The 13,096-nt window shown below is 72.9% G+C and carries 9 protein-coding genes and 2 pseudogenes; 3 read left to right on the plus strand and 8 right to left on the minus strand.

All coding sequences use genetic code 11. From position 1 onward, the window contains the following. Positions 1 to 2: 2 nt before the first annotated feature. The gene (gene hemQ / locus J7E88_RS01820) at positions 3 to 716 is read left to right on the plus strand and encodes a hydrogen peroxide-dependent heme synthase (RefSeq protein ID WP_215176484.1); all 714 of its coding nucleotides are present in this window, start codon (positions 3 to 5) and stop codon (positions 714 to 716) included. A 178-nt stretch (positions 717 to 894) separates the two neighbouring features. Here the strand turns inward: hemQ and J7E88_RS01825 are convergent, their stop codons facing one another. From J7E88_RS01825 to J7E88_RS01860, 8 genes and pseudogenes are all read right to left on the minus strand, one after another. Further along, complete coding sequence (locus tag J7E88_RS01825) at positions 895 to 2,514, minus strand: alpha/beta hydrolase (protein ID WP_215176486.1); 1,620 nt, start codon at positions 2,512 to 2,514, stop codon at positions 895 to 897. 123 nt (positions 2,515 to 2,637) lie between these two features. Continuing rightward, positions 2,638 to 3,444, minus strand: coding sequence for a TIGR04222 domain-containing membrane protein (locus J7E88_RS01830; protein WP_215176488.1), 807 nt, complete (start codon positions 3,442 to 3,444; stop codon positions 2,638 to 2,640). Between the two features lie 74 nt (positions 3,445 to 3,518). Next, the gene (locus J7E88_RS01835; protein WP_215176490.1) at positions 3,519 to 4,523 is read right to left on the minus strand and encodes a TIGR04222 domain-containing membrane protein; all 1,005 of its coding nucleotides are present in this window, start codon (positions 4,521 to 4,523) and stop codon (positions 3,519 to 3,521) included. 5 nt (positions 4,524 to 4,528) lie between these two features. Further along, positions 4,529 to 6,088, minus strand: a complete 1,560-nt coding sequence (locus J7E88_RS01840) for a DUF692 domain-containing protein (protein ID WP_215176493.1) — start codon at positions 6,086 to 6,088, stop codon at positions 4,529 to 4,531. A gap of 198 nt (positions 6,089 to 6,286) precedes the next feature. Next, positions 6,287 to 7,060 (minus strand): DUF4142 domain-containing protein, encoded by a 774-nt coding sequence (locus tag J7E88_RS01845; RefSeq protein ID WP_215176495.1) that lies wholly within the window; start codon positions 7,058 to 7,060, stop codon positions 6,287 to 6,289. A gap of 507 nt (positions 7,061 to 7,567) precedes the next feature. After that, positions 7,568 to 8,737: pseudogene (locus tag J7E88_RS01850) on the minus strand (RNA polymerase sigma factor); the annotation flags it as partial. Positions 8,738 to 8,745: 8 nt separating this feature from the next. Next, positions 8,746 to 9,156: a YciI family protein gene (locus J7E88_RS01855; protein WP_215176497.1), complete on the minus strand. Its 411-nt coding sequence runs from the start codon at positions 9,154 to 9,156 to the stop codon at positions 8,746 to 8,748. 739 nt (positions 9,157 to 9,895) lie between these two features. Next, the gene (locus tag J7E88_RS01860; RefSeq protein WP_215176499.1) at positions 9,896 to 10,651 is read right to left on the minus strand and encodes a peptidyl-tRNA hydrolase; all 756 of its coding nucleotides are present in this window, start codon (positions 10,649 to 10,651) and stop codon (positions 9,896 to 9,898) included. Between the two features lie 79 nt (positions 10,652 to 10,730). Between J7E88_RS01860 and J7E88_RS01865 the strand changes: the two genes are divergently transcribed. Together J7E88_RS01865 and J7E88_RS01870 are read left to right on the plus strand one after the other, a co-directional pair. Next, complete coding sequence (locus J7E88_RS01865; protein WP_215176501.1) at positions 10,731 to 11,408, plus strand: AIM24 family protein; 678 nt, start codon at positions 10,731 to 10,733, stop codon at positions 11,406 to 11,408. Between the two features lie 43 nt (positions 11,409 to 11,451). Then, positions 11,452 to 12,342, plus strand: a pseudogene (locus tag J7E88_RS01870) (ATP-binding cassette domain-containing protein). Positions 12,343 to 13,096 lie beyond the last annotated feature (754 nt).

A 13,096-nucleotide genomic window follows, 5' to 3' on the forward strand; every position in this document is an offset into this window, starting at 1 on the left:
GTATGAGTGCGCCCGAAAAGATCCCGAACGCAGGCAAGAAGGCCAAGGACCTCAACGAGGTCATCCGGTACACGCTGTGGTCCGTCTTCAAGCTGCGCGATGCACTGCCCGAGGACCGCTCCGGCTACGCCGAAGAGGTCCAGGAGCTGATCGACCAGCTCGCCGCCAAGGACGTCACCGTGCGCGGCACGTACGACGTCTCCGGCCTGCGCGCCGACGCCGACGTGATGATCTGGTGGCACGCGGAGACCTCGGACGAGCTCCAGGACGCGTACAACCGCTTCCGCCGCACCCGTCTCGGCCGCGCACTCGAGCCGGTCTGGTCGAACATGGCGCTGCACCGACCCGCCGAGTTCAACAAGTCGCACATCCCGGCCTTCCTGGCCGACGAGACGCCGCGCAACTACGTCAGCGTCTACCCCTTCGTGCGCTCCTACGACTGGTACCTGCTGCCCGACGAGGACCGCCGCCGCATGCTCGCCGACCACGGCAAGATGGCCCGCGGCTACCCGGACGTGCGCGCCAACACGGTCGCGTCGTTCTCGCTCGGCGACTACGAGTGGATGCTGGCCTTTGAGGCGGACGAGCTGTACCGGATCGTCGACCTGATGCGCCACCTGCGCGCGTCCGAGGCGCGTATGCACGTGCGCGAGGAGGTCCCGTTCTACACGGGCCGCCGCAAGAGCGTGGCGGATCTGGTGGCGGGTCTCGCGTAGTCCGCACCGTTTTGACGGCGAGGTTTCACCGCGTCCCGCGCGGAAACCCAGCCGTCCACGACCGGGCCCGTCGGGCCCGGTCGTCTCGGCCAGGCCCGTGGAGACCGGCCACCGGCGGGACCGTCAGCGGCCCCCGCCCTGGTCGGCCACGGACTTGGTCAAGCACTGACCTGGAAGATCAGACGGCGTGCGGCAGCTTGCGCTGCTCCGCGCGTCGGTCCAGCGACACCGGGTCCGGCTCCGGGTGCGGCGCGCATGATGCGCGCCGCACCGGCGTCTTACCGCGCAGCAGGTAGTCCTCCAGGTACGCGTTGACGCACGCGTTGCCGCCACCGCCGATGCCGTGCGTGCCCGCGTCCTCCTCCGTGATCAGCACCGAGCCGTCCAGCCGCCGCTGCAGCTCGTGCGCACCCTCGATCGGCGTCGCCGCGTCCCTTTCCGCCGCCAGGATCAGCGTCGTGGGCAGCTCGCCCGGCTGCGTACGCACGTCCACCGGTTGCTGCCGGGGCGCCGTCCAGAACGCGCACGGCAGATTCATCCACGCGTTGTCCCACGTCTCGAACGGCGCGACCCGCGCGATCTGGGTGTTGTCGTGATCCCAGATCTTCCAGTCATCGGGCCACGGGGCGTCGTTGCACTCCACCGCCGTGTACACGGCGTTGGAGTTCTCCGTCTCCTTCGCCGTGTCCGGCCGGGGGGCGGCCTGCGCGATCAGCGGCTTCGGATCGTCCTTCAGGTACGCCGACAGCGCGTGCGCCCGCAGCGGCCAGTAGTCGTCGTGGTAGCCCACGCTCAGCATCGCCGCGTGCAGCTGCCCCGGGCCGACCTTCCCGCCGGCCGGCTTCAGCGCCAGCTCGGCGCGCACCTGCTCGTAACTGCGGGCCACTTCCTTCGGGGTGGCGCCCAGTTTGTACGTGGCGTCGTGCTTGGCCACCCAGACACGGAAGTCGGCCCAGCGCGTCTCGAACGCCACCGACTGGGCGAGGTTGTTGCGGTACCAGATCCGGCTCGGGTCGGGGTTGACCGCCGAATCGAACACCATGCGGCGCACATGGCCGGGGAACAGTGTGGTGTACAGCGCGCCGAAGTACGTGCCGTACGACGCGCCCATGAACGTCAGCTTCTTCTCGCCGAGCGCCGCGCGCAGCACATCGAGGTCACGGGCGTTGTTGAGTGACGTGTAGTGAGTCAGTGCCGCACCGGCCTTGCGGGCGCACCCCCGCGCGTACGCCTTCGCCTGCGCGATCCGCTCCTGCTTGTACGAGGGGGACGGGTGCGTCGGGGCCGGGGTGGGCGCTTTGATGAAATCCGCCGGGTCCTGGCAGGACAGCGGTGCCGAGCGGCCCACGCCCCTGGGCGCGTAGCCGACGATGTCGTAGGCCCGCGCGATCCTCTTCCATTCGGGCAGCTCGGCCGCCATGGGGAAGTACATGCCGGAGGCGCCCGGGCCGCCCGGGTTGTACACGAGCGCACCCTGACGCTCGGCCGACGGGCCGCTCGCCCGCACGCGGCTGACGGTCAGGGCGATCTGACGACCCGACGGTTTCGCGTAGTCCAGCGGGACCCGGACCGTGCCGCAGGTCACCGGCTTCGGCAGGCCCTCCTCTTCGGGGCAGGCGCCGAAGGCGATGCCGGTGGACGCCGCGCGTGCGGCGGCCACCGCGGTGCCGTGGGCCTCGGCGGTCGCGCCCGCGAAGCCGTCGGCCGGGTGGACGGCGCCGGCCGGAGGGACGGTGAGTGTCGTGAGGACCAAGGAAACGAGGCCCGCCACGGCCCCGAACTTCGCAACTGCTCTCATCGCGTTCCCTTCGTGCACGTGCGGCGGCCCGAGGGCCACGGGACGAAAAGGATCCTTGGTGGGGCGATTGATGTTGTAAAGCACCTCATGTGCGTGTCGCGTGTCGGCGCCGACCGCCAGGGGTCAGCGGATCCGGTCGGCCGCCCGGCCGCATCCGAACGCGGCCCGCAGCTGCGGATCGTCGAGTGCGTGGACTCCGTGGACGGCGACCTGGGTGAGCCGAGCTCGTTCACCCGCGCCGGTGGCGGCAGTTGCCTGCTCGATGAGCGAGTCGAGCAGCCGGTTGCCCAGCGGCGAGGCCCAGCCGGTGTAGGCGTGCACCTCGAAACGGGCTATGGCCAGGCAGCCCAGCGTCAGGACGAGCGGCAGCGCGAACCAGGCCATGACGGCGCCCGGCCGCTGGCCCTGAGGGAGCGTCAGCAGTGCCCCGACCGCCAGGACCACGGTGAGCACGGTGGACCCGCGGACGGCGCGGAGCGCGGAGACGACCGGATTCCTGGCGGCGTCGGGGACAGCGAGGCCCGCGCGGACCAGTCGGTCGGCGAGGGACCCGACGGATGCGGCGGCGGACACGGCGGCCCGCACCGCCGCGGTGGGGGCCTGGCCCGAGGGGCCGATCGCGCCGATGACCGCGCGCTCCAGGTCGTTCTCGCCGTCCGGGTCCACGACCGTCGCCCACCCCGTGTGCGCCAGCAGCAGCCGGCGCCCGCGGTGCATCGACACGAGCGTCAGCTCGGTGACGCGCTGGGGGCCGCCGGCCAGGAACGCGGCCTCGGGGAGCGTGAGCTCGTACGGCGCGCGCATGTCGTCGTGGGTCTCCTCGGCCCCCTCGTCCAGGTGACGGGGAGCGTCGGCGGCAGCCAGGCACAGCCGCAGGCAGCTGACCGCCGCGACGGCCCACGCCAGGAGGACGAGGATGAGCCAGAGCATGGGCGAGTTCTACGCGAGGAGTGCGCGTAGCGCCACAGCTTGTTCGCCATGTGGACGTATGCCGGGGTGGTGTGTCACGAGCTGCTGGACGAGCCGCAGCTGGAGCCGGAGGAACTTCCGCAGCTGGAGCCGGAGGAGCCGCCGCAGCTGGATCCGGACGAGCCGCCGCAGCTCGAACCGCCGCCGGACCCGCCGCAGCCCGCCCCGCCGCCGGACCCGCAGCCCGAGCCCGGGCCCGAGCCCGCGCACCAGAGGGGCTCCGAGGCCGACGCGTCGTAAACGCTGTACGCGTACGGCGCGTGCGAGACCGTGGAGCGGGATCGCGCGCCGTGCCGCGCAGCCGCGGTCAACTGGGTCCACAGATCCCGGTCCTGCAGTGCGCGTGCCCCGCGCAGAGCGACGGTCGCGACGACTCCCGGGGCGGCGTGGGCGTACGCCGCCCTGTAGTGGTGCAGGGCCCGGCGGCCGTCGGGGGTGACGCGACGGCTCGCGCGGCCGGCCCCGTTGAAGCCGATCACCACGCCGGGGATCAGGGCGGGCAGCGCTGTCACGACGAACGGCAGTCCGATCGGCTGGTGGCCGGTGCCCATGAACTGCACGACCGTCACGAAGAACGAGACCGGCAGGCCGATGACGCACAGGATGCCCTGCGTCAGGCCCCAGGCCGCGAGGCCGCTGTGCTGCCGTGGCGGCGTCATCAGGCCGCGGGCCGCCAGGGCGTGGCCGATCTCCTGCACGGCGGGGCTGCGCATGACCCCGCGCCGCAGGACGTGGAGCGCGCAGCCGGGGGCGGCGGCCAGCGCCTGCAACACCTCGCGCTCGACTGGGTCGTGCGCGACCTGACGCAGGGCGGTGACCACACCGGGGCCGCCGATGACGATGCGGCCTTCCGTGTGCAGCGCGGCGAGCGCGGCATCGGCGACGCGGGCCGGACCGCCGGCGAGGAAGGCGGCCTCGTATGCGTCGTGGACGCGCGGCTCGCCGTGCGAGGCGCTGCGCAGCGCGGCGGAGACCTTCAGGATCAGCAGCGTGGAAGAGAGGCCGACGGCGAGGTAGAGGGCGAGTGCGGCGAAGAACATGAGGTTCACCTTCCGATGCCGGCGAGGGCGGCGCGTGCGGCGTGCGCGATCCGTGCGGCCCGCCGCGGGGGCCGGGGCGCGGCGCGCTCCTGCCACCAGAGCGTGAGCCGGCGGCGGGCGGCGGCGTCCTCGGGGCGGCCGGTGGCGAGCAGATGCCCGGCGAAGTCGAGCGCGTCGCCTCGGTAACCGGCCTGCAGGGGGCGGTCCTTGGCGTACGAGAGAAACGCGGGACGGTAGGCGCGGCCGAGGATGCCGGGCAGCTCGGGGGCCACTTTCGCGACGATGTCGGCCCGCTTTGCCATGAGCGCTCTGCTCTGCACCCGCAGCCGCCGCGCGTCGAAACCCTCGGGCGCGGGTGTCCCCGCGACAAGAGCGGACACCAGCGCGGCCTGCCCCAGCCCCAGCCGCTCCCGGGCGGCGGTGACACAGGCCGGCCTGGCCCGCTCGGGCGTGGCGGCCGGGTGGTCGGTGCGGCCGTCGGCGGGTGCGGCGTCGGTGCGTTCGGCCCCGGCCGCGGCCGGTGTCCGCGCGGCGGAGGCCATTGGGACGGTGGTGACTGCTGCCGTGATCGGGCGTGCGGTGCCGGACGGCTCGGCGGCCCGCGCGGGCGCGGCGCCCTTTTGCGCGGCCGCGGGCTCGGCCCGCAGGGTCGCGTCGTCCTCGGGCGGGACGGGCTCGGAAGCAGGGCCGAGGTGGGGCGTGGCGCCCTCCCGCGTGGTGACGCGAGCGGGCGTGGGCCGTTCCGCCGCGACCCGGAGTGTTTCGCGAATGCTCGACAGTTCCGACGCCAGGACGTCCTGCGCCGGGAAGTCGTCGTCCCGTTCCAGCAGCACCCCCGGCGGGCGCACCCTCGTGCGGAGGTCCGCGAGCACGTCCAGGACCGGCCGGGTCACCGGGTGGGCGTGGGTGTCGTGCCAGAGGCCGTCGCGCTCGACGCCGCCCGCCACATGCACGTACGCGATCGCCTCCACCGGGAGCGCGTCCAGCGCCGCCGACGGGTCCTCACCGCGGTTCACATGGTTCGTGTGCAGGTTCGCCACGTCGATCAGGAGCCGTACGCCCGTCCGCTCCACCAGCTCCGCGAGGAACTGGCCCTCCGTGAGCTCCTCGTCCGGCCACGAGATCAGTGCCGCGATGTTCTCCAGCGCCAGCGGCACCGGCAGCGCGTCCTGGGCGATGCGTACGTTCTCGCACAGCACCGCCAGCGCGTCCCAGGTGCGCGGTACCGGCAGCAGATGGCCCGCTTCCAGCACGGGGGACGCGGTGAGCGCGCCCCCGGCCCGTACGAACGCGATGTGCTCGGTCACCAGCGGCGCGTCCAGCGCCTCGGCCCGCTCCGCGAGATCCGCGAGGCGGCGCGGCGACGGGCGGTCCGCGCCGCCGAGGCCGAGGGAGACGCCGTGCGGGACGATCCGGGTGCCCCGCTCCAGCAGCCGGGTCAGCGACGCCGGCAGGTGCCCCGGGCAGAGGTTCTCCGCGACGACCTCGACCCAGTCGACGCCGGGCAGGCGCTCCACCGTCTCCGCGATCTCCGGCCGCCAGCCGATTCCGATGCCGAGTTCCATGACGTCCCCCTCCTCTGCCCGACAGGCCTGTGTCCGGCATGTGATGTGCAGAGGTCATGGCCCCGCCGGGCACGGGTGAATCCGCAGAAGGGGACGTTCAGAGCTTCATTTGAGGTTCCCGGGCCAGGGGTTCCTGCCGGGGTCCCGCAGGGGTCCCGCCGGGGACGAGATCCCCGGCGGGGGCCGGTCACCCGGCGGTCACCCGGCGGGTGGCACCTCGGGACGGTCCGTGTTCACCGTGCCCGGAGCACCGGGCGAGGGCTGGGAGGTGAAGGACTGTTCACCGGTCGGCTCCGCCGGCTGCGGTGCCGGCGGCAGGTTCCCGTCCGGCGGCGGAGGGCCGGAGGGACTGGCCGTCGCCCCGCCCGCCGCCTCGTTCGCGATCGCGTCGAAGTCGACCATCCCGGTCGCCTCCAGCATCGTGATGTGGTCGAGCACGGTCACGTTCGCGTCGCTCGCGAGCTGCCGTATCAGCGCGTTCCGGGTGGTGTGCCGGACCTCGGCGATCACGGCGAAGACCTTGCCGTGCGCATTGCGCAGCAGGTTGGCGAATTTGCGCTCGTACTCCTGTCCGCTCGCCGCTGACAGCTCGCGCAGCCACCCCTGCTGCTGCTCGGTGGGCTGGTTCGGCAGCTCGACGCCCAGCTTCGCCGCCACGTCCCGCGAGCGCCGGTCCAGGTCGGTGTGGCCGACGACAAGGTGGTCGCCCGCGTCCTTGATCGCCTTGCTCGGCGCGCGTTCGATGGCCTGCTGGCCCGCGGGGAGCTCCCACAGCCCGGCCAGCCGCACCTTCACCAGCAGATCGCGGTCGGTGGCCGAGAGGGGACCCCACTGGGTCGCGACGGTCGAGGCGTTGAGGTTGGCCTGTCCCGTACCGGAGCGGTCGGCGTAGGACCAGACGGGAAACGCCAGCGCGCCGACCGTGACGACGAGAGCCGCGATGATGAGTGCTGTCCCGTTGATGCGCCGCAACAATGTGCCTCCAGAGCCGATGCGTGAAACGGCAGCCGAAACCGTCCCCCAACTGACTGGCGGGTCAGTCCAGCCGGCCGTCCCGCCGGTAGAACCTAGCCGGTCAACTTACGTGGCGGTACCGGAGAGTACGCATCCGGGGCCCGCGATGTTCAGCCGCGAAGCGACGGATGATCGGCGACCCCCGTGCACGACCCCGGAGCGGTCTCGATCGGGACCCGACCTCGGACTGTGCTTCTCACCTGCTTCTCTTCCTGCCTGCTTCCGGGCTCTTCGTAGCTCAGCCTGGGTGAGCCGCTCTTCGGGCAGCCGAACCGTCGCAGGCGGGTCACGTTCACCGGGCGGGTCTATTGAGACACCACGCTTCCAGCGCGCCTGTCGTCGCTGAGCTTCCCCGTCGGCAACGCGTCGTGCAGTGGTCTCGATCTGCCTGCTCACTGTGAGGCGACCGCTCTGGCCACGGGACGGCGCCAAGTGCTGCGGGAAGATCCGAGCGCGGCCCGTCAGGCGACTCCGGCGGGCGTTGAGCCGGGCGGCCTGGCGCGTCAGGTAATCGCGCTCGGCGAGGTTGGGCGCCTTTCGGGCCGCCTCGGCGTACAGCCGTGCCGCCGTCGCCGGGTCGCCGTCGCGCTCGTGGAGGTACGCCGCCACCGCGGCGTGGCGGGGCAAGGAGTATCCCCTGCTCGAAGAGCTTGAGGAGTCGTCCAGCGCCGCGAGCGCCGCGAGGCCGGCGCGCGGTCCGTCGGCCTCGCCGACGGCCACCGCGCGGTTGAGCCGGACGACCGGGCTGTCGGTCAGGCGCACGAGCTCGTCGTACCACTCGACGATCTGCACCCAGTCAGTCTCCTCGGCGGTGGGCGCGTCAGCGTGGAGTGCCGCGATGGCGGCCTGGGCCTGGAACTCGCCCAGCTGGTCGCGGGCGAGGGCCGCCTGCAGGATCTCGACGCCCTCGGCGATCGCCTCGGTGTCCCAGCGGCCGCGGTCCTGCTCGGCGAGCGGCACCAGGCTGCCGTCGGGCGCGGTCCGGGTGGCGCGCCGGGCGTGGTGGAGCAGCATGAGGGCGAGCAGCCCCGCCACCTCGGGATGGTCGACCTGGGCCGCGAGCTGCCGGGTGAGCCGGATGGCCTCGGCGGCGAGGTCGACGTCGCCGGAGTAGCCCTCGTTGAAGACCAGGTAGAGGACGCGCAGCACGGTGGCGACGTCGCCGGGCTGGTCGAACCGCACGCCGGAGACGGTGCGCTTGGCACGGCTGATGCGCTGCGCCATGGTCGCCTCGGGCACCAGGTAGGCCTGGGCGATCTGGCGGGTGGTGAGCCCGCCGACGGCGCGCAGCGTGAGCGCGACCGCGGACGACGGCGTCAGCGACGGGTGGGCGCACAGGAAGTAGAGCTGGAGCGTGTCGTCCACCGCGGGCGCGGGGCCGGGCGCCGGCTCCTCGTCGAGGCGGTCCTCACGCCGGCGGCGGGCGGCGTCCGACCGGGCCTGGTCGAGGAACTTGCGCCAGGCGACGGTGACCAGCCAGCCCTTCGCATCGCGCGGCGGGTCGGCCGGCCAGACGCGGACCGCTTCGACGAGCGCCTCCTGCACGGCGTCCTCGGCCGCCGCGAAGTCGGCTCCGCGGCGGACGAGGATGGCGAGAACGCCAGGTGTGAGGCTCCGGAGCAGGGCCTCGTTCATCTGAGTGGTCACTCCGTGATGCAACTGGCATGCGCGCCGAGGAACGGGCGCAGCTCGAGCCACTCGTGGATCGGCTTCCCGCCCGCCCCGGGGGCGGCCGACAGCTCCCCGGCCAGCTCGACGGCGCGCTCGTAGCTGTCGACGTCGATCACCATCCAGCCGGCGATGAGGTCCTTGGTCTCGGCGAACGGGCCGTCGGTGACCGGCGGGTGCCCCGCACCGTCGTACCGGACAAACGTGCCCTCGGGGGCGAGCGCCTGACTGTCGACGAACTCGCCGGTCTTCTCCAGCCGGGCCGCGAAGTCGTTCATGTACTGCACGTGCGCCGAGATCTCCTCCGGCGTCCACTGGTCCATCGGCACGTCATTGACCGCTGCTGGAGCGCCGCGGTAGTGCTTGAGCAGCAAGTACTTGGCCATCGTGTTTCTCCTCGGTGCTGGTGCGACCCATTGTGGTCGCGCTCATCTCGGGGACGGAACCGGTCACGGTTTCTCGACATAGCCGTGCGATTTTTTTGGCTCTCGTAGATGAGCCCTGGATGAGCCGCCTCGCGGTGTCCGGGTCCACGGAGCGGCGCGAGGCCGAGACGGAACGAGACCTTCCAAGATCAGCGGCGACCGAGCAACCGAATCAGGAGAAGGCTTCGCACGCGTCACTGTACGTGTGGTCCTGGCGCGTCTTGGTGTGCTCGGACCGGTGAGTTGTTCGGCCTGGAGGGCATGCACGTACTCGACGCCACCCGCGATCCCGACGTCGGCCGTGCACAGGGTCTGGTGGTGTTGCACGCCGAGTCCGACGCCGAGGTCCGACGCCGAGGTCCGACGCCGATCTGACCGGCTGTCCGGACTGCGGGGTAGTCGCGGTCGGCCACGGCCTGCACGTCCGGTTCCTGCACGACGCCCCGTGCTTCGGCACGCGGGTGCGGGTGCGGGTGCGGGTGCGGTGGCGCGAGCGGATCCGGCGCTGCCCCGACCCTCGTGTCGTCGAGGGACCTGGACCGAGGCGCACGACTTCGCCCCGCCGCGTGCCAAGCTCACCAGCCAGGCGGCGATGGGGATCCCCCGCTCGAGCGGAGCCGAGAGTGGGGGAGGGCCGTCAGCCTTGCGGCTCGACGACACCACGGTGCCGGCGATCGCGCGGCGGCTCGGGGTGAACTGCCTACGGCCGTCGTCTGCGTGGGAGAGGGCAGAATCGGCTGCCCCCTTCGACTACAAGAGTCTTCCCGGGGGCGATCTCCGTGAAGCCCGCGTCGCGGACCACCGGCAGTCCGCTGTCCGTGAGTGCGCGCCAGTGTGCCGGATCGGCGGTGCGCACCGACAGGCGGTACCCGGCCGTCCGCCATGCCTTCCGCTCCGCCTCCGACAGCTCCCACCAGGCGAGTTGGGCGCCGTGGCCCGTCTGGGCCATCGCCTTGCCTGCCGACATGTCCAGCTCCGGGTTCAGCCAGAGCACCGGTGCCTCCGGGTCGGGGGCCGCGGGCGGCTCCGGGTCGTCGAGATCGGTGCCGGACACCTGGAGTTTGGCGAGTTCCTTGGGCCATCCGTCGAGCGGTACGGGCGGGAAGACCCGGACCTCGGTCCGCCGGCCGGTCACGGTGATGCCCGGCAGCGCGGACGCCCGGCGCCACTCCGCGCCGCGCGCCCGGCGCACCACCTTGCGGATCCGGGCGTCCTGCCAGTCCCGCATGGCCCGGGCCCACTCGCCCTCGCCCGTGGACCGCTCGTCATCGAGGATCTCCAGGACGGCACGGGCCGAGGTCTCCAGCGCGTCGGTGCGGGCGGGCGGTTCGGCCTTCTCGATCCGCACGACCAGCGGCAGGACGAACTGCGGTGCCTCGTCACGCAGGCGGTTCTCGTGCCGGAAGGGACTGTCCGTGGGCCGGGCGGCTTCGGCGCGGGGGTCTTCACTGCTCACCCGATCAGTGTGCCAGCCGCCACGCCGGGCCATTCGGGGCAGTTGGCGGAACGACTGCCTCCGGGCGACGATGCCTCCCATGAAGAGCGATCTGTTCAGCAGCGAGAACATGGCGCAGCAGGCGACGGTGCCGGGGATGACCCTCCAGAACGCCAAGTCGGTGAAGTACGCGGTCAACGGGGAGATGCACGCGCGCCAGGGCTCGATGATCGCCTTCCGGGGCAATCTCCAGTTCGAGCGCAAGGGCCAGGGGATCGGCGGCATGCTCAAGCGCGCCGTCACCGGCGAGGGCCTGGCGCTGATGGCGGTGCGCGGCCAGGGCGAGGCGTGGTTCGCGCACGAGGCGGCCAACTGCTTCATCGTGGACATCGAGCAGGGCGACGCGCTGACCATCAACGGCCGCAACGTGCTGTGCTTCGACGCGACCCTGTCGTACGACATAAAGACGGTGAAGGGCGCAGGCATGACCGGCGGCGGCCTCTTCAACAGCGTCTTCACCGGCTACGGGAAGCTCGCGGTCATCTGCGAGGGCAACCCGATCGTGATCCCCGTCTCCCACCAGCAGCCGGTGTACGTCGACACGGACGCGGTCGTCGGCTGGAGCGCCCATCTGAACACCTCGCTGCACCGCTCGCAGTCCATCGGGTCGATGATCCGCGGTGGTTCCGGCGAGGCGGTCCAACTGAAGCTGGAGGGCGAGGGCTTCGTGATCGTCCGGCCCAGCGAGGCCACTCCGCAGAAGGCGGCCCAGAGCTGAGGCTGCAAGGAGTCGGCCGCCGTTACGGCCTCGGCGCCCCTGGGTGCTGCGCGACGTCGACCTCGACGTCGCGCCGCGCACCCTGGTCCGCGTCGAAGGTGCCAACGGCAGCGGCAAGTCGACACTGCTCAGGCTGCTCGCCGGTATCGACGTACCGACCGAGGGCCGCGTCACGGGCAGGCCGCGCACCGCGTACGTGCCCGAACGGTTCCCGGCCGCGCTGCCGTTCACCGCACACGGTTACCTGGTTCACCTCTGACGGATCCACGGCCTCGCCCGGCGTGCCGCTTCCGCTGCCGCCACGGAGTGGCTGGAGCGCTTCGGGGCCGCCGGCCACGCCCGTACGCCGCTCGGGGAGTTGTCCAAGGGCACCAGCCAGAAAGTCGTCGTAGCCCAGGCGTTCCTCGCCGGGCCGGAGCTGCTGGTGCTCGACGAGGCGTGGACCGGACTGGACGCGGCGGCGCGCGAGGAACTCGACCGGGCCGTCGCCGAACGTGTGGCGGCGGGGGCTGCGGTCGTGTTCGTCGACCACGATCCGCGCCGGCTGGCGGGGGCGGTCGATGCCGTGCACGCCGTACGGGAGGGCCGGCCGGCGCGGGCCGTACCGCGGTCCGCCGACGGGCCGCCGGGGCCGCGCACTCGGATCGTGGCGGTGGGACCCCCGGGCGCGGCACCGCCCGGGGACCTGCCCGGCGCGCCCGACAGCGCCCGGGCGAGAACGGCGCCACGGTGTTCTCCGTCGCCGCCGCGCACTCGGACGCTCTGCTCCGGGCGCTGCTCATCTCCCGGCCGCCGTGGCACATCCGCCGGCTCGACCCTCCCCCAGGGCTTCGCCCGGGAGTGCCCCCAGGCGGGCCCGCTGCGGAACCTGCCGCCGGCACGGGAGACCCGGTCGGCCGTGCCGCGGGGGCGCGGGGCGGTCCCGGCCACGTGACGGAGGACGCTGCCGCATGTCCCGCGCCGCCGGACGCAGGGCCGGGCCGTGCCTCGGGGGCGCCGGATAGCGACGCGTCCGGCGAAGCGGCCACCCGCACGCACACGATCACGGGACACGGCACACCATGACCGCTCTCGTCGGCTATCAGGCCGCTCTCCTGCAGCGCTCCCAGCGCTGGCTGCCGCCCGTGCTGCTCTACGCCATCACCCTGGCCGTCGGTATACAGGTCGGCAGTCCGGTGCTGGACGCTTTCGGCTGGACGGCCGCCGCGCTCCTGCCGGTCACCGCCTGGCTGGTGCGCGTCTGCGCCACCCAGGAGCCGCCCGCCGCGCGCGCCCTCACGGCCGCCGCCGCGGGTCCGCCGCGGGTGCACCTGTCGGCCCTGCTCGCCGCCGTGGCCTGCGCCGGGGCGGTCGGCGCCGTGGCGACCGGGGTCGTCGCCCTGATCAGCGACGCGATGCCCGCCGACCACAAGGTCGCGGTCCCCCTGCTGCCGGCCGTGGCCGCCGGGCTGTTCGCGTGCGCGGTGAGCGTCCTGGTCGGCGCGGCGGTGGGCGCGCTGTGCACCCGCCCCCTGCTGCACGCGCGCGGCTGGTCGCTGCCGGCCACCGCGACGGCGGCGCTGCTGGCCCTGGTGACTACCGGATCACCGGCGAAGCACGCGGTGAGCGGCCTGGTCACCGGCTCGCGGACCGGGACGATCCACCTGCCGGTGCCCGCCCTGGCGGCCGCCGCGCTGATCGCGGCCGCG

Source organism: Streptomyces sp. ISL-10, assembly GCF_018614575.1.
Classification (GTDB): Bacteria; Actinomycetota; Actinomycetes; order Streptomycetales; family Streptomycetaceae; genus Streptomyces.

Coding starts and splice junctions, on each gene's coding strand:
- J7E88_RS01835 (WP_215176490.1), bottom strand. CDS start 4,523: ATGTTCTTCGCCGCACTCGCCCTCTACCTCGCCGTCGGCCTCTCTTCC.
- J7E88_RS01825 (WP_215176486.1), bottom strand. CDS start 2,514: ATGAGAGCAGTTGCGAAGTTCGGGGCCGTGGCGGGCCTCGTTTCCTTG.
- J7E88_RS01865 (WP_215176501.1), top strand. CDS start 10,731: ATGAAGAGCGATCTGTTCAGCAGCGAGAACATGGCGCAGCAGGCGACG.
- J7E88_RS01855 (WP_215176497.1), bottom strand. CDS start 9,156: ATGGCCAAGTACTTGCTGCTCAAGCACTACCGCGGCGCTCCAGCAGCG.
- J7E88_RS01840 (WP_215176493.1), bottom strand. CDS start 6,088: ATGGAACTCGGCATCGGAATCGGCTGGCGGCCGGAGATCGCGGAGACG.
- J7E88_RS01830 (WP_215176488.1), bottom strand. CDS start 3,444: ATGCTCTGGCTCATCCTCGTCCTCCTGGCGTGGGCCGTCGCGGCGGTC.
- hemQ (WP_215176484.1), top strand. CDS start 3: ATGAGTGCGCCCGAAAAGATCCCGAACGCAGGCAAGAAGGCCAAGGAC.